Below are 17,651 nucleotides of genomic sequence, written 5' to 3' on the forward strand. Positions count from 1 at the left end.
TCTCTCATCTCCAGGTCTTGACCGCAAGGACAATCGATCCGTGATCAGTTTTCTGCTGTGCAAGGGTATATCCTTCGTCAAGTGTTCGTGCATGGGCAGTCTTTTGTGGATCAAGCCGTGCATATGCCGGGGTTCCATGTTCGGGGAACCGGCCAACCCAGATCAGGTGCCGGGGGTGGATGGATTCGATCGCCGCGAGGATCTGGTCGTGCGCGAATCCCTCGCAGACCTTGCCATCTCCCTCCTGCTGGCCGATGACCAGGGTGATATCGTTCAGTCCCGACACGTTCCGTGCATACTGTACGGCTTCGAGCGTTGTCAGGAGATTCGTGCCGCTGTTGGCATTGTCCACGACCAGCACGCTCCCCTCGCGACGGGCCGACATGCGGCCTTCGAGCGCGGTAAATGATGAAAGCGGCGAGGGGTCTATTCCCAGCAGGACCGCCGCAGATGCCGCGAGCACCAGGGCGTTTCTGTAGGTCGGCAGCCCCAGGAGCGGGTTGGTGAACCGGAAGGTTTTCCCGTCACTGGTGAGCGTGCATTCTGTTCCATCACATGAGGCAATGTCTTCAATAGGGAAAATCCCCTTGCGATCTTCTGCCGGTATTCCTTCTGCGAGCAGCACGCAACGGGAATGTTGCGTGGACGCGATCTTCGCTGCAAGAGCATGCCGTTTTCCTGCTGCAAAGGTGTAGTCAACATCGGATGTGATGATGGCAAGGGTGCCGGCCCCGGTCACGCCAAGCGATTCCTCGGCAATCAGCCAGCCGTTGATCGCCCGCGCAAGACTTGCTGCTGCAAGAACGGAGCCGGGGGTGATGCTGGAACGCGATATCCATTCCTTCTCCGGGAACCGGAACGTGCCCGTGGAGGTGTGCAGGATGCCGCGTCCCGGCAGGAGTGCCGCGAGGGCATGGGCAGTCGTTGTCTTGCCCCGTGCACCCGTTATTTCGATCATGGGTTGCGGGATATCATTGCCGAGCAGGTGCCGGACTGCCTCATGGTGGGTTATCACCTTCGTGCCGGAATAGTGCAGGAGCGGGTGACCGGGATCGAGATGGACCGGGGCAACAATCAGGTCATAGGTGCGGGAAAGGGCAGTCGGCACATCGACATCGCTGTTCCCCCGGTACACATCAACGGGATCCACTGTTTCGCCGCGGGAGGTATATGCATCCCCGATCGGCTTCCCGCCATGAATCGTGTCCAGCACCAGGATATGCATAAAAAAGGTCAGAGGGTAGAGAGCGCTTTTGCTGCGTTCTTGACCATGAGATCGGCAAGCAGGGGATCGCTGCCGATGGGCTCTGCATAGACGAGCGGGATGGATGTGCCATTGAGCACGAACGATCCCTTCTTTACGCCTTCGGGCAGGCCAATCTCCCCGGGAATGTCTTTCTCGATGTGGACGCCCTTTGCCAGGAACAGGGGGACGACCACGAGCGCATCGATAGGCTCTTTTTTGAATGCCTCCATGGATTCCTTGATCGATGGCTTGTTCATATTCATGAAACCGCACTTGACGATATAATCGGCATGGTGAGCCTTGATCATGGCAGCGGTCTTCTCAACGAGCTCCTGGTTGTAGGGCATCGTGCTCCCGTGCCCTACGAGTAACATTCCCTTCTTGCTCATGTGAATAACTCCGGTGTAATGAATTCCAGGGGTTTTTCTGGGATATCCGCCTGGTTTGTTGTTTTTTCGTATGCTGAAAACCCAGCATGAGAAAACACTACGTATGAAAATATACCTGTAATCGTAATAACTTTCGGGTTTTGATTGCATCACCCCACTTTTGCACGATATCCGGAAGACCCGGGGGATCTTATAGGGGAATCGATGAACCGGGTGTGCCGACCATCTGATGATATCATGCCCGGACTCAGCCCCCCCTCAGGACGGCTGGTGATTTTGTTCAGAAATATATGGTATATTGTCGTACCTGTATACAATGAGTGATTTCGAGCGGGAGATCGTCAACTGCCTGAACCGGTTCTTCAAAACCCGGCATATGCAGGGTTTTGCGTACCGGCCCCGTCAGCAAAAACCCGCGGGCCGGACCATCGGTATTCTCGTGGATTCGCTCAACCCGAAGTACAATCTTGCCATTGAATGTAAATCGATCATTGATAAGAAACTCTACTTCTCGCAGCATTTTCCCGCTGCAAAAAATAATCTCCACCAGGTTGACGCGGTTGCAGAGTTCCTTGCTGCAACCGGCCGGGCAGGGTATCTTGCACTGGAATTTCGTCAGGAGCCGGGAACTACCAGCGAAGCCTTCCTGCTCCCATGGACCGTGGTAGTCTCGCACTTCCGGGAGAACAAGGGTATATCCATCGGTGATGCCCGGGACGGTATTACGCTCCCGCGCTCGAAAGCGGGGTACGTGCTGGAAGATATCGGCCCGTCTCTCAAGTAAATCACGTCCCTGGTGGTTTCACGCGTCAAAAACCGCTGGTTTTCGTTGGCATGAACCGGATCAAACCCAAAGGAATTTGTCCCGGCATTGTCAACGAATATGAACTCATGATGGATGCATTCGATCGCTTTGGTCTGCTTATCAACGATCGCGTTGTCCGGACACCCGTGGCAATTGCGTCCATGGCCGGCATTGTTGATGCAGCGTACGTGCTTGAACGGGCTGACCATGTCGGTCTTGCGTTTATCGGGGGCTATTCCATTGACGCGCCTGCCCTGGAAGCAGCCCGTTCCCTTGCAGCAGGAGGAGACCGCAGGGAGTTCATCTATGATGATCCGGTTCCTGCACTTAAGGAGCAGATTGATGCAATGGAAAAGAGCGATGTCATCCTGGGCATCAACCTGCGGGGCAGCGCACCGGAATCGTTCACTGCCATTGCACAGGCATTCGGCGACAGCGTAGTCTACGAGATCGATGCGCACTGCCGCCAGCCGGCAATGGTGGATGCGGGTTGCGGGGAATATTACCTTAAACATACCGAAAAACTCGTTGCTATCGTGCGGGCACTGAAAAAAGAGGGGGTCACTGTCTCGGTCAAGTTCCGCGCCGGTGTGGCAGGGGATGACAGGGAACTGGCAGTGAATCTCTGGAAAGCCGGAGCAGATATTCTCCATATCGATCTCATGGACTTCGGTACGGCCAAACTCCGCCAGATCCGCAACAGCTGTCCGCTGATGCTGATAGCCAATAATACGATCAATACGTTCGAGCGTATGAAAGACATGCTCTCCCACGGGGCCGACATGGTCTCGCTCGCCCGGCAGTCCGATATCCGGACGCTTGCAGGTCTTGATGCTGCGATCACGCGGTCTGCCGATGAAGACGGCTGGTACAATGCCCCAAAGCAGCTCTGCCGCGGGGGCGATATCCGCTCCCTCGCGTTCTGCTGCATGCCCGTGAAGGAATGCCCGCTCATCCCGACACTTTCCCGGATCAACCTGGCACACGAGGATTATATCACTATGAAACTGGACGCTGTCAAGGGAACTCCCCTTGATGACGGGAAACAGACCTGTTTTGGCAGCCTTGCCTGGTGCTGCAAGATCTCGTCGCCCTGCATGTTCCGGGATATGACCCTCCAGCAGGCCCGGCTCTCAAAGAAAGAGTATATGCGCCTGAAACACGATCTCTCTGATACGATAATGGGTTGTATATTCCATGACGTGCCTTCGGACAAGCGCAGTTGAACGTGCGCAACTGGCCATGATGCTCGAGGTATCGGCGTATCCCAAACCGGGAAACGTTGACCGCTGTCATGATTATCCCGAGACCCGGCTGGAGCATTTTCTTGCGTCCACGATCTTTGCCCGGCCCGCACTCGAAGAAGCGGAAAAAGGCCAGGGCCGTATCGGCGAGATCATCAAGCATGCGGTTCGCGACACCAACTGCCATTCCGGGGGAAACACGCATTTCGGGGCGTTTATCCTCCTCATCCCTCTCGTGTATGGCAAGGATATCGCCGGCGCGATGGCGGCCATTGCAAAAACGGAATCCTCGGATGCAATCGCTTTTTACAAGGCCTTTGCCATGACCTCCGTGAAGATGAATGCAGATGACGAACTCGATGTCAACGATCCCCATACCCTCACGCTCATCCGGGAGAGGGATATGTCATTGCTGGATGTGATGCAGCATTCCGCGGCAAACGATATGGTTGCCCGGGAATGGGTGACCGGGTTCCCGCTCTCCCGCCGCGGAGCGGATCTCCTGAAAGAAAACGGTCCGGGCAGGCAGTCCATTGTCCGGACATTCCTAACGCTCCTGGCCACGGAACCGGACACGCTTATCATCAAGAAGCACGGGATCGATGTTGCCCGTGAGACCATGATGGCGGCCCGCGATGTCTTAGAGGGAAAGCGAACCGCTGAAGACCTTGATGAAGAATGCATCCGGCGGGATATCAATCCCGGTTCTATTGCAGATATCACGATTGCATCGATCTATCTTGCCCTTGGGGAAGGCTGGTCATGGGACTTTTAAAAGGCGGTATCAATGAAATAATTGCAACCACCGCCTTCAATGCTGCCCCCATGGGCATTCACCTCCGGGATAAGAAAGCCACCATGGTTCTTTTCTCGGGAAGCCATACGGTGGAGAACATCCGGCGGGACGGCTGGCTGGTTGCAAATTTCATCCATGATCCGGTCCTGTATGTCCGGACTGCGTTTGAAGATCTCCCCCGGGAGATGTTTGTCGGGGAACCGGTCGGGGATACCCTGGTGCAGCGCCTGGCCGCTGCCGATGCATGGGCAGCCTTCACAACAACCATCGAGCGCACCACTCCTGAAGTGACGGTTGTTTCCCTGTCCCTCCAGAAGGAGATCATTGAAGAGGCAGTCATCTATCCTGTCAACCGGGGATTTGGCAGTATTATCGATGCAACGGTCCATGCGACACGTTACCAGAAGAACCGCGATCCGAAACTTAAGGAACTTATCGAATACCATACGGGAATAATCCGGAAGTGCGGGGGTAACCGGGAGCTGGAAGCAATGGATCTCCTCATGGGTTATATCGGGCAATCCTGATTACGGTTATTCCGGACAGGGACGGTTTTTCACCCTGTGGGGATTCCCCGGTGTACCTCCGGCATACCCGGCCGGGGCACCCAATAATACTTAAATAACATGGATCCCCACTTCTGATTGCTGATTCCGGCTCCGGCTGATTTTTGGGACTATTATGACAATGCGACCATTTTCCCGAAAAAAACAGATGCTTTTTGATGTCTGTATTCTCGTAAGTATCCTTGCGGCGGTTCTTGTCACGTATTTCAGTATCAGCCGGGATATCTATGATGTATTCCCGTATTTCTATCTCATCCCCATCATCCTGATCGCCTTCTCCCGCCCGAAGCTGAGCATATACGGGACGGTCATTATAGGATGGCTGTACCTTGCACTGGTCTACCTTCTCGGGGTACCGGATCTCAAACTGTATGCCCTTGCCACGGTCTGGTTCTATATTTTCGTCTCGCTCGGGGTTCTCATCTCCACGTATTCGCAGGTATACCGGAAGGAAGGAGACAAAAACTGCGGTGTCTATTACAACTCCCAGGCGGGTATCTTCAGTTATGATCGGGATACTCTCAAAATCCGCGATGCAAACCGGAAATTTGCGCATATGATCCGGTACGAATGTGATGAACTGATGAAAAAGTCCCTGCCGGATCTCATTCCCGATACTGATGAACGCAAAAAGTTCATCGACAAGATACGCGACCTGAAGCGGGTCGGGGATATTGAGGTCAGGTTCCGGGCATGGGATGGCAGCATGCGCTGGGCACTCGTATCGGCTGCCGAGACCGGTGAGCCCGGTGTCATATGTACGGTTGTTGACATCACGGACAGCAAGTTAGCCCAGGAAGCTCTTACGCAGGCCAATAAGAAACTGAACCTGCTCAACAATATCACCCGCCACGATATCCTCAACCAGTTGACTGCCCTGCTCGGGTATATCGAGATCGCAAAACAGGATAACAGCGATCCGGCAATGACAAAATACATTGAAAAAGAGGAATCGGCTGCAAACGCTATCCGGAGCCAGATCCTCTTCACCCGGGACTACCAGAACATTGGTGTCCACTCGCCCCAGTGGCATAATATTGCCGAGACCGTTACCCTTGCCACCGCCAGTATTGATCTCCGTTCGATCGTTATCCGCGCCAATATCCCTCCGGTTGAGATCTATGCCGATCCGCTTCTTGAGAAAGTATTCTATAATCTGATCGAGAACTCCATCCGCCATGGGCAACATGTAACGGAGATTTCAGTGCGGACCGTGGAACGGGCGGATAATCTCGATATCATCATTGAAGACAACGGGGTGGGAGTCCCGGATGCCGAAAAGGAACATATCTTCCGGAGGGAATATTTTAAGAATACCGGTTTTGGTCTCTTCCTCTCACGGGAGATCCTGGCGATCACGAATCTCACTCTCTCGGAAGCAGGAACTCCCGGGAAAGGTGCCCGTTTTATCATCCGTGTGCCCCGGGAACATTTCCGTTCGATCGCGGACTAAGGAATAAGGGCTTCGTGAAATCCTGATTGCGATTCAGGAGAGCATTTAAAAAAAAGGGTGATTGTGTAAAACATCCACTAAACGTGCGATAAACCTGAAACAAAATTTTCATTACCGCTCTTGGGGGCTCCGGCAAGCCTCCGCCCCCGCCGCTCGGGCATCCCCCGGTTGCGATAGTGCCGTATTACCTGTACCTGTGTGTGCCCCAAAGTAAGGTAATGCCGAGGCATCGCTAATAGCGCCCCGTCCCCCTCGGGGGACTGGCGGCGCAAGAGGGGGGCTGTATTTTTGTGTTCTCAGGAGCGCAAATCTAAAAAACCTGAATTGGCTCAATACTAACCATGGGTTAGTGGTGGACTTTACGTAATCACCTAAAAAAGAGATTTCCGATTAGCAGGTATCAACAGACGCGGGGTACCGGGTCGCCCATCGGGGGTTCGATGAACCGTTCGCCGCCAATCGCGGTCTCCATGATCACGTGGGCCCCCTGTGAGACGGTACCGACAATAGTGGCTTCTTTTCCGTACTTGTGGGACCGGAGGGCGGCCAGGATCTCTTCTGCATCGGAAGCAGGCACTCCCATGACGACCTTTCCCTCGTTTGCCACTTCAAGGGGATCGATGCCGAGCATGGCCGCTGCGCTCTTTACGCTCTTCCTGACGGGAATCTGCTCCTCGCGGATACGCACGCAGACGTTCGCTTTCCGTGCCATCTCGTTGATAGCGCTGGCAAATCCGCCCCTGGTCGGGTCTTTCATCGCATGGATGGTACCTGCATCAAGGACTCTCTCCATCATCTTTGCGAGCGGGGAGACATCGGAGAGGATCTGTTCGCCGAGATCGAATCCTTCACGGTGTGCCATGATCGCAAGACCGTGATCGCCAAGCGTTCCCGAGACAATGATAACGTCCCCGGGAACAAGCCCGTTGTCCCGGACAATCTTCTTTGCCACGCCGATACCGGCCGTATTGATGGCGATCCCGTCGAGTGCACCACGTTCCACGACTTTGGTATCGCCGGTCACAATACTTGCGCCCGCTTCACCCAGTGCCTCGTCCATGGAAGCGACAATCCGTTCGAGATTGCCAATCTCGAATCCTTCTTCAATGATCATGCCGCAGGAGAGGGCAATGGGCCGGCCACCCATCATGGCAATGTCATTGACCGTTCCGCAGACCGAGATCCGTCCGATATCCCCGCCCGGGAAAAAGATCGGCCGGACAACATGGGAATCGGTAGTGAATACCAGGTTCTCGCCACCGAACGGGATAACGGCCCCGTCATCCAGTGCCTCAAGCCCGATACCCCCGGCATTGTTGTGCTTGAACTTCGTTAACGTCTGGAGCAGTTCGCCCATCACTTCGCCGCCGGCCCCATGCATCATGTTGACTTTCATGATTCGTCACCTACCTCGATCTCTACATTCGTGACAACGATCTCCCGGCCTTTTACCAGCTCCGGGAGAGCGCCGCATCGCGGGCAGACATAGATCTCGCTGCCCGTGTACCCGCAGGGACACCGGGTCTCCGGTGTCACTTCATGGCAATCCAGTACCGCCTGCCGGAACAGGGGGTCATCCTCCTTGATGGTGTCAAACAGGAAGATCACCTGTTCCGGGTTCACCATCGCCATCTTCCCGACATCGACACTGATCTTCTTGACTTTTGTTGCCTTGTGTTCGTGTGCTGCCGTACGTGCCGTAGCGTACAGGTCATATGCAATGGAATACTCGTGCATCAGTTCTCCAGCTGCGCGTAGACCTGCCTGAAGATCTCACGGGTCTCTAGCCCTTCTTCGCGGGAGAGCCGCTGGATGGCAAACCCGACGTGGACAAGCACGAACTCACCGACTTTTACGTCAACGAGATCGAGCCTCACTTCCTGCTTGAGCTCGCCATAATCCACAAGACCGATATTTCCCTCTTTGATTTCAAGGACTTCTGCGGGAACTGCAACACACATCGATGATCCTCTTGAGATATCTGTCAACTCATATGGGTCTTTCAACCACATAAAAACAATGATTCGATACCGTCGGTTATTGCGGCAATACAGAGACATCGTAACGTGGGGGATGCCCACGCGGCGGGGGCAAAGCCGAAGGCGGAGCCCCCAAGAGCGTCATAGTATAAAATCAAATGATTTCTACAGAGCAAAAAAATCTGAATGATTTGGAATGACCATCATTCTTATGACCCTGTCTTTCAATAATCAAAATTATTCTTTTTCCCAATGGTGATAATCTCGATGAGGAGCAGGTTGTGATAGATGAAAAACGTCGCCCGGTATTCCCCGATCCGTATCCGGTACCGTGGTGCCACCTTCGGGCTGTCTCTGACTTTTACCACATCGTGCCTTTGATCCGGATGTTCGGCAAACTTTTCTAACGCCAGCTCAATGTGTGTCCGGTGCTCTTGAGGGATCTTTATCAGGTCTTTCTCTGCCTTTCGTGACAACTTGATCTGATACACGGAATCACAAATTCCCGGACTCGATCACTTTGTCATCGCCAAGTTCTTTCATAACCTCGCGAAGCGATCGGGCCCGGCCTGCCTTGAGATCCGCTATCCCTTCTTCCATGGCTTCAATCTCTTCTTGAGTCATGGGCTCATCATCATATGCGGCTTCGGCCAGACGGCGGACAACGTCATCATAGGTTTCTCGCGGATTAAGTTTCAGATCGTCCAGGAGCGCCTTGGTATCTGTTCTCATCCTCACGGAGGTAACTTGGGGCATATGCTGATGTATATACGTGTATACGACAATATACTTTTGGAATATCTCATCTCTCCCGTTGTGCTTCTGCTCTCTCGTTTGATGTCCATCAGGAGATTGATCATAAAATCCGGATTACCGGCTATGGCTTTTTTTCCATCTCTCCTGATAATTCCACGCCTCTTCGGTTAACCGGATCCTACACATGCGGTACTGTTGCACCCCCGGGTTCTCCATCGCAAACCAGAGGCATTATTTGGGGATGTTCTGTCTGGATATCTCTGGCTTTTTCTTGATCCCCCGGGATAACAGGTATTTTCAATCACCGGGAGTCCCGCGGTTATGGAAATGTGCTGAGTCTATGGAGCTGATTAACATGGAAAAAGAGATATGAACATTTTTACTGACGCCGGGGAAGAGATTTGAACTCTTGAGGTGCAGGGCACCAGTAGCTTTCAAGGCTACCGCCTTCCCGGACTAGACTACCCCGGCAGTGCTCCATATGTTGGCTCTGGGATATAAAAAAGGCTTCTTATCCGTAGAGTGAATCAGGTCCGCAAGATAGGTATGATCCGGATGTCGCGGAAGGATACCGGCATGAAGAAGGAACGGGTGTCAGGCGCTCTTTTTGCTGAACATGAGCAGGGCAATACCCACGGCAATACATCCTATTACCGGCATGACCGGGGATTCTTCCGTGGGGGTGGCCGGTGCAGTTGCTGCAAATGCGGCCGGGATGGTCTTGCTCACCGCAACGGATTTGACATTCTCTCCATAGAGGAAGACATCGCCCGAGACCGCATACTTGTAGGGATATACTTTGACATATACGGTCTTTCCCCTGCCCTGGAATTCTGCCTTCTCGGCACTGGAACTGCCCTTATCATTCTGCATGTGCAGGGTTCCCGTTTCATCGACATATTCGAGTACCCAGTCAATGGATTTCGTGGTGTACAGGGTTACCGGCCCGGTACCGGTCTCAACGACAAAATAGGCCGGGTTGTCTCGTGATGATGAAGTATGGGCGGAGATTACCTTCGGGGCTGTTGTTGTCGTGGCGACGGTTGTTGTCACAAATGATGCCCCGCCCTGGCCAAGGGCATTGATGGTGCGTGAACCAAGGTACCCATTCACGTCAGTGAAACTCACTTCATAGGTTCCTGGCGCCGGAATAACGATATCTGCAGCAAAGTGTGCGGCATTATCGGTATTGATATACTGTGGGCCGAAGATGACAAGACCCGTTGGATCGATTACTTCAATCTGGACCCCGGAATTTTCAGCGCCATTGATCTTCCCGGCAACATAGATCTTTCCGGTGAAACTCTGGTTTATCGGAGAAGTGAGTTCAATCTCTTCAGTACGGTCATACAGGGTGACAAGCTGCATGGTCACGGACTCGCCATTGGAGGGAGACGGGACTTCTACCTTGTAGGTGCCCGGGTCCAGCCCGGTAGTATCAAAAACCGCCTTGAATGTCTTGTCGGACTGGATGTAGGCAATCTTGCGGGTTATCTCCCGGGTTGTTGTTAACTGGAAGTAGAGCACGACATCGATCGGCGTTCCCACTCCAAATGTGGTGGTGCCGGTGACCACAAGGGGTTTTCCAACGGCAAGCGAATCCGGTGCATCAATGTTCACCTGGTATGCCAATACCGGATTTGTGAGAAAGAGAAGTCCTATCAGCAGCAGGACGAACTTGGACATCTATTATCCCCATGACGCCGATGCGATTGTATTATTTTTTCCTGTGAATATGATATCTGATGGATCTATCATTTTAGTAATGAATTGTTGATTTTGGCAGATATAATAGTATTATCAAAAATGCCTCAGGATCAACTCAAAAAACTGGTAGAAAATAAGAAGTGTCTACCGGATTGATGTCTTCGTAACCTGTTGAAAAAATGTGCTCTGTAGAAATCATTTCGAAATGCTAACGCTCCCGGGCTTACGTTGCATATATTGGCGGGGGTCGGGCGGTGTACTTCCAGTGCGAACAAACCGATGTAATTCAGGTAAGTACTATCGGGAATTTTCCCCCGGATCTGTTGGTCACGGACGACAAAGTATCAAAGTACACCGCCAGACCCCCCCAAGGCCCTCCCATTTCCGTGCCGGATTCGTGCAGGTTTATAGGATGAATGAAGGGATTGTCCAGGCACCATGGGGGAGGGGGGGGGTCGCATGGTGTACAAACAGGGGGAGTGAGGATTGTTATTTCAAAAAAGGTTTTCTACAGAGCAAAAAAATGAAAGCCCTGTCGGGGTCATAAACCTCCCGCTCATATCCCCCCGTATTCAGGCATTCTGCACCGGGACAAAACTATTCCCGGTATGCATGACAACAGAGCGGGGCATCTCTATCCCGAGTGCCTCTTTCAGGACTTCCTCAACGGTCTCCACCGGCATGAACACCAGTTCATCCCTGACATCCTGGGGCACGTCCTGCAGGTCCCGCTCGTTCTCTTTAGGCAGGATGATCATTCTGATTCCCGCCCGGTGAGCGGCAAGGATCTTCTCCTTGATCCCGCCAACCGGCAGTACGCCGCCACTGAGGGTGATCTCGCCGGTCATCGCAAGGTCCGAAGCAACGGTCTTCCCGGTGATCAGGGAGGCAAGGGCGGTGAACAGAGTCACGCCTGCTGAAGGCCCGTCCTTGGGAGTTGCGCCGGAAGGTACATGAACGTGGATGTCGCTTGTCATGAAGTTGAACCCGTTCTCCATGGTTGCAAGCCGGGACCGGATGAGAGAGAGTGAGATCGTTGCAGACTCCTTCATCACGTCCCCAAGCTGGCCGGTCAGCGTGAGTTTCCCGGTCCCGGGCATGAATGTCCCCTCGATAAAGAGGATCTCTCCCCCGACCGGGGTCCATGCAAGACCGGTAACAACGCCGGGAACCGGTTCCTTCCGTACCACTTCCTGTCGGATCAATTCCTTTCCGAGCACGTCCTGAAGATTTTTCGTTGACACGACAAACGGAAGTTCGGCAGTTCCCGAGACGATCTTCTCGGATACGTGGCGTGCAGTCTTGGCAAGTTGTTTCTTGAGCCACCGGACACCGGCTTCGCGGGTGTACTTCTCGATGAGCACCTTCAGTGCCTCGTCCTCAAACCGGAGTTTGTCAGAATCGAGCCCGTGCTCTTTGAGGATCTCGGGTATGAGGTGATCTTTCGCTATCGCGAACTTCTCGTTCTTCGTGTAGCCCGAGATCTCGATCAGTTCCAGCCGGTCGAGCAGCGGGGCCGGGATGGTTGCAAGGGAGTTCGCGGTGGCGATGAAGAGCACATCGGAGAGGTCATAAGGGACCTCAAGGTAGTGGTCCGAGAACGTGTTGTTCTGTTCCGGGTCGAGCACCTCAAGGAGGGCGCTTGCCGGGTCCCCGGCATACGAAGTGGCCAGCTTGTCGATCTCGTCGAGGATGAAGACCGGGTTCTTGGTGCCGGCTTTCTGCATGCCCTGGATGATACGCCCGGGAAGGGCGCCGACATAGGTTCTCCGGTGCCCCCGGATCTCGGCCTCGTCATGGACACCGCCAAGGCTGATCCTGACATACTTACGGCCGAGCGCCTCGGCAATACTTTTGCCCAGGCTGGTCTTGCCGGTGCCGGGCGGGCCGGCAAAGAGGAGGATCGAACCCTGTTTCTCCTGCCGGAGTTTCATGACCGCGAGGTGCTGGATGATCCGCTCCTTGACCTTCTCAAGGCCATTGTGGTTACTCTCAAGCACCCGTCGGGCTTCCGCAATGTCGATGTTCTTCTTCTCTCCGGTTGTCCACGGGAGGTCGAGCATGAGATCGAGATAGTTCCGGATCACGGAGCTCTCATGGTTCTGGCTGCCTCCGGTCTCGAGCTTTTTTACTTCTGCCAGTGCCTTCTTCCTGACCTCGTCCGGCATCGCGGACTGCCCGATCCGTTCCCGGTAGCCCATGTCGCCGGGAGTTCCCGAACTCTCGTCAAGCTCTTCCTGGATCACCCGGAGCTGCTCGCGCAGTATTGCCTCACGGTTCGATTTGCTCACCTTGTCGGAGACCTTCTTTGCCATCTCGATCCGGATGCTGATGTTCTCCCGTACTTTGATGAGGAGTGCGAGGAACGTGATGTACCGCTGCCGGACCGAGACGATCTCAAGGAGCGACTGCTTCTCTTCCAGGGTAACCGGCAGGAACGGCATGACAAAGCCCGCAATCTCGTCAATGGAGATCATCCGGTCGATCGGGCCGGTGAACTGTTCCGAACCATTGAAGCGGCTGCTGATCTCGTGGATGGTGAGTTTGATGTCCGAGAGAATCCGGCTCTGTAAGTCGGAGTCAAGATCCTGCACATCCGGGACCGGCTCATACGTTGCATAGAACCGGTCGTCTTTTTCGAATACCTCGATGGTCTTTGCCCGCCCGGTAACCTGCGCACAGACAAGGTACCCGTTATCAATCGGCTCCACATGGTGGATCCGGAACAGGTTGCCAATCCGGTACAGCGACTCTGCGGTCAGTTCCGCTGGCCTGGTACCGCTTTTCACCGTGATGCCGATAGCGTGCACTGCATCTTCGTTCTCATTCTCCATCGCGGCAAGGAGAAGATCTCCCGTGGCCTGGTCAACCGGGAATTTTGTCCGGCTGTCCGGGAACACGACAATCTCAAAGAGGGGTATAACGATCTTTTCTGCGGTAATTTCTGTGGTACTCTCAGTTTTTTCGGGTTGCATGGTTGCCTCAATCATTTAGTTCGAATTTACCTAACTAAAGTCCGGGACAAAAAAATTACCTGACTTTCTCCAGGATCTCCACCAGGAGTTCCTGCTCGTGTTCATCCAGCGAGTTCATCATCCGTTCAATCATCCTGCGCAGGGAGGCCTGTTCGGCCTGTGCGATCATTCTCCCTTTTTCAGTCAGGCGGATATAGAGAATCCGGCCGTCATCGGGACATTGTTCGCGGTATACGCACTCCATCCGTGCGCATTTGTTGATCATTTCCGTGATCGTGGGCTTGGAGTTCTTCGTGATCTCCGCGAGACGGCTGAACGTGACATCCCCCTCCTCATTGATGACTTTGAGGTAGGCGATCTGTTTCACCGTCATGTCGGAGAGCCCGCATTCAGAGAAGATCGAGCAGGAGCATTCGTTCCTGATCCTGACCAGGCGGTCCAATGCTTCGAACAGGTGTTCTTCTCGTTTTGTCATGCTCCGATCCTTCGTTAGTTAGGTCTTACCTAATTATAAAGATGATGGTTTAGGTATTTTTGTCCAAAACTCCACAATACTGTCCTGCGTCCGGGAGATGAGGATTGTCCTGTTCCTGTCGGGAATATCACACCTCCCCCAACCGGTCTGCCGGATTTCCCGGCCGGGGGTTCAGGTCTGCCGTGCAGCGGCAGAGTAAAAAGGGGCCGTCTATGGCATCTTACGGAACCGGTTCATTCGCAGACCGGGACCAGTTTTCCTTTCAGTTTTGTTTCGGGATCCAGCCGGATCATTTCCACGACATTATTTGTCATCCCTTTCACTTTCTGGATCACGAGTGGATCGGATTTTAAGAATTCTGTGTCCGTGATCGTGTTGAACTGTGCCCCGTGTGTACGGTACGCGATGCCGAAGGGAGCCAGGATGTACCCCATCTGCTGGAAGTACAGGTAGATATCCATCGCGGTCTTGGTTGCACCGTCCTCATGCCCCGAGACCGCAATTCCCACGATTTTTCCTTCAGTAAGCCCCGGCGTTTTCAGCAGGTAGAGGTTCTGGATGCAGTTCAGCCGGTCGAGGAAATCCTTGAGCCGGGCGGACATGTTGTTCCAGTTAATGGGCGAGGCAACGATGATCGCTTTGGATGCGATCACCATCTCGTGAAATGCGGGCATATCGTCGAGCTGGTCCCTGCACGGATAGCGGCAGGCATTGTCCCGCATGCTGTAGCAGCACCAGCAGTGATTGATGGTATATTCGTTGAGATTGTACCGCCGGTAACTCACTCCCTTCTCCCGCAGGACCTCCTCTGCCAGGTCCGCCAGGTAACTGGTGTTGTTGGCCCGGTGGCTGCTGCCATTGATCAGTAGCACGTCAAACGGTTCCCTGTCATAACGAAGCCCTTTCTTTTCGGAAACTTCGATGAATTCCCTGACGGAACCGGCACACTGCGGGCATTCTTCAGGAGGGGTCTCTCCCGGTAAGATATAGCCGCAGATCGTACACTTCCATATTTTACCGGTCATGGGACTGCCCGGCTTCGCTTCCCCGGGTGCAGTAAAAGACATGCCGGAAATTCTCCGCTGCCTGTACAGGGCATCCCGGGCAGAGGCATCCCTGTTCCTTCTTGATACATCCGCTCGTTCCCGGTTCTGCCATGCAGAATGCAATCTCCTCTTTGCAGTCAACAAAACTCGGGCACATCCTGCACATGCAGAGCGTGATTCCTTTTTTCTTATCCATGATATAGTTCTCCCGGCTGCTGATTACGTGTGTAACTACTTAAGGGGAATGCGAATTTACAATAATTGAAAACTGGCGTTTCTTTTTTAAACCCACCCCACAATCAGGAACGTATGCCATCACGTTCCCGCCTTGCATTCTGCACTGCATGCACTATTCTTGTGCTTCTTGCCTGTATGGTTGCCGGCTGCACATCATACCCGTCTGCGCCGGTAACCGCCACACCCCCCGCGGTTACGGGGGGAGGAAATACCATTGCGATCAAAAATTTCGCATTCGAGCCGGGCTCGCTCACCGTGAAGACCGGTACCACCGTTTCGTGGACAAACCAGGATAGTGTTTCCCACATCATCGCTTCCGATACCGGTTCACCCGTACCGTTCTCTTCCGACTCGCTCCCGAACGGTGCCTCGTACTCATTCACGTTCACTCAGGCTGGAACGTACTCGTATCACTGTACAATTCACCCATCAATGAAAGGTACTGTCATCGTGCAGTGAGAGATCATGGTTTCTTCCTTCGCACACATCATGATCTCCGGTCTCCCTATTGCTCTCTGGTTCGGCATGATCACGTTCCTTTGTCTTGTAACAGCGGCAACTCTGGGTATTCTCGTGTTGAAGGGACGCTACAACATCCCCTTCAAATGGCATATGAGGATGGCTGCGGTCACCATTTTTTTTGCAGTAATCCATGTAATACTGGTTATCCTGCAATACTTTTTTTAATCAGGATGCAGTCGTCTCATGACCTTTTTTAGAATAATACTGTTACCGTAGCCGGTAATCTGTCGGGCTTTTTTAGAAAAAACCTGCTATCTTCGCAACATCCTTATCCTGATTCTGCATTATCATCCATTATGGCAGGAGGAACAACCACGAATATCCAGGTTATTCAATGGGGTGTCAACCTTGCGATGGGGATTATGTTTGCGATCTGTTTTATCACCGGGCTGTTGAAACTCACGCTGCTCTTACGGCTGACCGGGCTGAACATGGTTGTCTTACCCTCTGCACTGATCTCGGATCTGCACGACTGGTCAGGAATCGCCCTGGGTGTGTTGGTATGCCTGCACCTCTTCCTGAACCGGCATTGGATAATTTCCATGACTTACGATATCCTGCATGGTACTTTACGGAAAATCTGATGTGATGGGAATCATAAATCCCGGCTGCATCATCTCTCGAATATAGTTCCATTGAGGCTTCCGTTGTTTGAATATCCCCGCTGTTCCCAGTAGCCACGGTACGTCGGATCGTCGGTCAACTCGATCTTTTCTATCCACCGGATCCACTTGTATCCCCACTTGTCTTCTGCAACCAGTTCGAACGGATAGCCCCGTTCTGCAGGGAGCGTGAGGTTATTCATCCGGTATGCCATGAGAATGTTGTTGTTCATCAGATAATCGAGCGGGAATGATGTCGTATATCCATCATGGGCAGTGAAGATCACGGTGTTTGCCCGGGGATCAATTCCTGCATCCGCGATCATATCCCGCACCAGAACCCCCTCCCACAGGAGTGTCACATCCCAGCCTTCAACACAGTAAAGCGTGGTCACCTTGGAATAATGGGGAAATACGGACAGTACTTCATCGTATGTATAAACCCGGGTTTCATTCGTCAGCCCCGTAACGGTAAGCCGGTAGTCAGCTATATTGATGTATTGCGGGCCCCGGATGGAATTCTCGTGAAAATCATTGATTGAAGAGAGATCTCTGCCCTGGTATGATCTCACTTCGACGTCCGGAAGCGGAACCGGGCCATCGGAGGTGCTGCTGGTGACATTTCCCGGTAACTTCATGAGAATAAAGATACCAGCAAACAGAACGACAGCAGCCAGAGAAATAATCACTATTGTCTGGGATTTCATGAACGCATCACCGCAAGCGGGGCGATTATTGTCAATTGTCTGCCCGCTGGTAATTTTTCATCGGCAATGATGATTCATAAGCCCATGGATTGTTTTCAAAATATAGAACAATAAAACCCCTCGTCGCTGCATTGGTCTCCGCTTTT

Annotated in this window: 21 protein-coding genes and 1 tRNA gene; 8 read left to right on the forward strand and 14 right to left on the reverse strand. The window is 53.2% G+C overall.

Annotated elements, in window-relative coordinates; translation table 11 throughout:
- Positions 1-4: 4 nt before the first annotated feature.
- A complete protein-coding gene (gene cfbE, locus LUQ43_RS03145; protein ID WP_299963698.1) occupies positions 5-1,225 on the reverse strand; it encodes a coenzyme F430 synthase in 1,221 nt (406 codons plus the stop codon).
- Positions 1,226-1,233: 8 nt separating this feature from the next.
- On the reverse strand, positions 1,234-1,635 hold the full coding sequence (cfbA, locus tag LUQ43_RS03150) for a sirohydrochlorin nickelochelatase (RefSeq protein ID WP_299963700.1): 402 nt from the start codon (positions 1,633-1,635) through the stop codon (positions 1,234-1,236).
- Positions 1,636-1,951: 316 nt separating this feature from the next.
- On the opposite strand from cfbA, the gene LUQ43_RS03155 reads away from it, so the two are divergent.
- The 5 genes from LUQ43_RS03155 to LUQ43_RS03175 all read left to right on the forward strand — a co-directional run bounded on the left by LUQ43_RS03155 (position 1,952) and on the right by LUQ43_RS03175 (position 6,499).
- Complete coding sequence (locus LUQ43_RS03155; RefSeq protein ID WP_299963702.1) at positions 1,952-2,419, forward strand: Holliday junction resolvase; 468 nt, start codon at positions 1,952-1,954, stop codon at positions 2,417-2,419.
- A 107-nt stretch (positions 2,420-2,526) separates the two neighbouring features.
- Positions 2,527-3,666, forward strand: a complete 1,140-nt coding sequence (locus tag LUQ43_RS03160) for a methanogenesis marker 9 domain-containing protein (protein WP_299964045.1) — start codon at positions 2,527-2,529, stop codon at positions 3,664-3,666.
- A complete protein-coding gene (locus LUQ43_RS03165; protein WP_299963704.1) occupies positions 3,638-4,459 on the forward strand; it encodes a triphosphoribosyl-dephospho-CoA synthase in 822 nt (273 codons plus the stop codon). Before LUQ43_RS03160 ends, LUQ43_RS03165 begins: the two co-directional genes overlap by 29 nt.
- Entirely contained in the window at positions 4,447-5,007 is a 561-nt protein-coding gene (locus LUQ43_RS03170; protein WP_299963706.1) for a DUF447 domain-containing protein, read from the forward strand. The genes LUQ43_RS03165 and LUQ43_RS03170 overlap by 13 nt, the downstream gene beginning before the upstream one ends.
- Before the next feature lie 154 nt (positions 5,008-5,161).
- Entirely contained in the window at positions 5,162-6,499 is a 1,338-nt protein-coding gene (locus LUQ43_RS03175; protein ID WP_299963707.1) for a PAS domain-containing sensor histidine kinase, read from the forward strand.
- 400 nt (positions 6,500-6,899) lie between these two features.
- Here LUQ43_RS03175 and hypE read toward each other — a convergent pair whose 3' ends face one another.
- The 11 genes from hypE to LUQ43_RS03230 all read right to left on the reverse strand — a co-directional run bounded on the left by hypE (position 6,900) and on the right by LUQ43_RS03230 (position 15,633).
- Positions 6,900-7,895 carry a hydrogenase expression/formation protein HypE gene (gene hypE / locus LUQ43_RS03180; RefSeq protein ID WP_299963709.1) on the reverse strand — a complete coding sequence of 332 codons (996 nt, stop codon included), beginning with the start codon at positions 7,893-7,895 and terminating at the stop codon, positions 6,900-6,902.
- Positions 7,892-8,236: a hydrogenase maturation nickel metallochaperone HypA gene (locus LUQ43_RS03185; protein WP_299963711.1), complete on the reverse strand. Its 345-nt coding sequence runs from the start codon at positions 8,234-8,236 to the stop codon at positions 7,892-7,894. Before LUQ43_RS03185 ends, hypE begins: the two co-directional genes overlap by 4 nt.
- A complete protein-coding gene (locus LUQ43_RS03190) occupies positions 8,236-8,460 on the reverse strand; it encodes a HypC/HybG/HupF family hydrogenase formation chaperone (protein ID WP_299963713.1) in 225 nt (74 codons plus the stop codon). Before LUQ43_RS03190 ends, LUQ43_RS03185 begins: the two co-directional genes overlap by 1 nt.
- A gap of 242 nt (positions 8,461-8,702) precedes the next feature.
- Positions 8,703-8,969 carry a type II toxin-antitoxin system RelE/ParE family toxin gene (locus LUQ43_RS03195; RefSeq protein WP_299963714.1) on the reverse strand — a complete coding sequence of 89 codons (267 nt, stop codon included), beginning with the start codon at positions 8,967-8,969 and terminating at the stop codon, positions 8,703-8,705.
- A gap of 4 nt (positions 8,970-8,973) precedes the next feature.
- Positions 8,974-9,210 (reverse strand): hypothetical protein, encoded by a 237-nt coding sequence (locus LUQ43_RS03200; RefSeq protein WP_299963716.1) that lies wholly within the window; start codon positions 9,208-9,210, stop codon positions 8,974-8,976.
- 410 nt (positions 9,211-9,620) lie between these two features.
- A tRNA-Ser gene (locus tag LUQ43_RS03205) sits at positions 9,621-9,705 on the reverse strand.
- 123 nt (positions 9,706-9,828) lie between these two features.
- The gene (locus tag LUQ43_RS03210; protein ID WP_299963718.1) at positions 9,829-10,920 is read right to left on the reverse strand and encodes a hypothetical protein; all 1,092 of its coding nucleotides are present in this window, start codon (positions 10,918-10,920) and stop codon (positions 9,829-9,831) included.
- Positions 10,921-11,513: 593 nt separating this feature from the next.
- Positions 11,514-13,916 (reverse strand): endopeptidase La, encoded by a 2,403-nt coding sequence (lon, locus tag LUQ43_RS03215; protein WP_299963720.1) that lies wholly within the window; start codon positions 13,914-13,916, stop codon positions 11,514-11,516.
- Positions 13,917-13,971: 55 nt separating this feature from the next.
- Positions 13,972-14,391: a MarR family transcriptional regulator gene (locus tag LUQ43_RS03220; protein ID WP_299963722.1), complete on the reverse strand. Its 420-nt coding sequence runs from the start codon at positions 14,389-14,391 to the stop codon at positions 13,972-13,974.
- 233 nt (positions 14,392-14,624) lie between these two features.
- Positions 14,625-15,458: an NAD(P)H-dependent oxidoreductase gene (locus tag LUQ43_RS03225; protein WP_299963723.1), complete on the reverse strand. Its 834-nt coding sequence runs from the start codon at positions 15,456-15,458 to the stop codon at positions 14,625-14,627.
- Positions 15,406-15,633, reverse strand: a complete 228-nt coding sequence (locus LUQ43_RS03230) for a DUF2769 domain-containing protein (protein WP_299963725.1) — start codon at positions 15,631-15,633, stop codon at positions 15,406-15,408. The genes LUQ43_RS03225 and LUQ43_RS03230 overlap by 53 nt, the downstream gene beginning before the upstream one ends.
- 113 nt (positions 15,634-15,746) lie before the next feature.
- Between LUQ43_RS03230 and LUQ43_RS03235 the strand changes: the two genes are divergently transcribed.
- The 3 genes from LUQ43_RS03235 to LUQ43_RS03245 all read left to right on the forward strand — a co-directional run bounded on the left by LUQ43_RS03235 (position 15,747) and on the right by LUQ43_RS03245 (position 16,780).
- Positions 15,747-16,133 carry a cupredoxin family copper-binding protein gene (locus tag LUQ43_RS03235; RefSeq protein ID WP_299963728.1) on the forward strand — a complete coding sequence of 129 codons (387 nt, stop codon included), beginning with the start codon at positions 15,747-15,749 and terminating at the stop codon, positions 16,131-16,133.
- A 6-nt stretch (positions 16,134-16,139) separates the two neighbouring features.
- A complete protein-coding gene (locus LUQ43_RS03240) occupies positions 16,140-16,361 on the forward strand; it encodes a hypothetical protein (RefSeq protein WP_299963730.1) in 222 nt (73 codons plus the stop codon).
- 131 nt (positions 16,362-16,492) lie between these two features.
- Entirely contained in the window at positions 16,493-16,780 is a 288-nt protein-coding gene (locus tag LUQ43_RS03245; RefSeq protein ID WP_299963732.1) for a hypothetical protein, read from the forward strand.
- Positions 16,781-16,809: 29 nt separating this feature from the next.
- Here LUQ43_RS03245 and LUQ43_RS03250 read toward each other — a convergent pair whose 3' ends face one another.
- The gene (locus LUQ43_RS03250; RefSeq protein ID WP_299963734.1) at positions 16,810-17,436 is read right to left on the reverse strand and encodes a molybdopterin-dependent oxidoreductase; all 627 of its coding nucleotides are present in this window, start codon (positions 17,434-17,436) and stop codon (positions 16,810-16,812) included.
- Positions 17,437-17,651: the final 215 nt, after the last annotated feature.

Origin of the sequence: Methanoregula sp., assembly GCF_028679125.1 — an archaeon.
In the GTDB taxonomy this organism is placed as follows: Archaea; Halobacteriota; Methanomicrobia; order Methanomicrobiales; family Methanospirillaceae; genus Methanoregula.

Excerpts from the sequence above, each read along its gene's own strand:
- cfbE (WP_299963698.1), bottom strand. The coding sequence starts at position 1,225 with ATGCATATCCTGGTGCTGGACACGATTCATGGCGGGAAGCCGATCGGG.
- cfbA (WP_299963700.1), bottom strand. The coding sequence starts at position 1,635 with ATGAGCAAGAAGGGAATGTTACTCGTAGGGCACGGGAGCACGATGCCC.
- LUQ43_RS03155 (WP_299963702.1), top strand. The coding sequence starts at position 1,952 with ATGAGTGATTTCGAGCGGGAGATCGTCAACTGCCTGAACCGGTTCTTC.
- LUQ43_RS03160 (WP_299964045.1), top strand. The coding sequence starts at position 2,527 with ATGATGGATGCATTCGATCGCTTTGGTCTGCTTATCAACGATCGCGTT.
- LUQ43_RS03165 (WP_299963704.1), top strand. The coding sequence starts at position 3,638 with ATGACGTGCCTTCGGACAAGCGCAGTTGAACGTGCGCAACTGGCCATG.
- LUQ43_RS03170 (WP_299963706.1), top strand. The coding sequence starts at position 4,447 with ATGGGACTTTTAAAAGGCGGTATCAATGAAATAATTGCAACCACCGCC.
- LUQ43_RS03175 (WP_299963707.1), top strand. The coding sequence starts at position 5,162 with ATGACAATGCGACCATTTTCCCGAAAAAAACAGATGCTTTTTGATGTC.
- hypE (WP_299963709.1), bottom strand. The coding sequence starts at position 7,895 with ATGAAAGTCAACATGATGCATGGGGCCGGCGGCGAAGTGATGGGCGAA.
- LUQ43_RS03185 (WP_299963711.1), bottom strand. The coding sequence starts at position 8,236 with ATGCACGAGTATTCCATTGCATATGACCTGTACGCTACGGCACGTACG.
- LUQ43_RS03190 (WP_299963713.1), bottom strand. The coding sequence starts at position 8,460 with ATGTGTGTTGCAGTTCCCGCAGAAGTCCTTGAAATCAAAGAGGGAAAT.
- LUQ43_RS03200 (WP_299963716.1), bottom strand. The coding sequence starts at position 9,210 with ATGAGAACAGATACCAAGGCGCTCCTGGACGATCTGAAACTTAATCCG.
- LUQ43_RS03210 (WP_299963718.1), bottom strand. The coding sequence starts at position 10,920 with ATGTCCAAGTTCGTCCTGCTGCTGATAGGACTTCTCTTTCTCACAAAT.
- lon (WP_299963720.1), bottom strand. The coding sequence starts at position 13,916 with ATGCAACCCGAAAAAACTGAGAGTACCACAGAAATTACCGCAGAAAAG.
- LUQ43_RS03220 (WP_299963722.1), bottom strand. The coding sequence starts at position 14,391 with ATGACAAAACGAGAAGAACACCTGTTCGAAGCATTGGACCGCCTGGTC.
- LUQ43_RS03225 (WP_299963723.1), bottom strand. The coding sequence starts at position 15,458 with ATGTCTTTTACTGCACCCGGGGAAGCGAAGCCGGGCAGTCCCATGACC.
- LUQ43_RS03230 (WP_299963725.1), bottom strand. The coding sequence starts at position 15,633 with ATGGATAAGAAAAAAGGAATCACGCTCTGCATGTGCAGGATGTGCCCG.
- LUQ43_RS03235 (WP_299963728.1), top strand. The coding sequence starts at position 15,747 with ATGCCATCACGTTCCCGCCTTGCATTCTGCACTGCATGCACTATTCTT.
- LUQ43_RS03240 (WP_299963730.1), top strand. The coding sequence starts at position 16,140 with ATGGTTTCTTCCTTCGCACACATCATGATCTCCGGTCTCCCTATTGCT.
- LUQ43_RS03245 (WP_299963732.1), top strand. The coding sequence starts at position 16,493 with ATGGCAGGAGGAACAACCACGAATATCCAGGTTATTCAATGGGGTGTC.
- LUQ43_RS03250 (WP_299963734.1), bottom strand. The coding sequence starts at position 17,436 with ATGAAGTTACCGGGAAATGTCACCAGCAGCACCTCCGATGGCCCGGTT.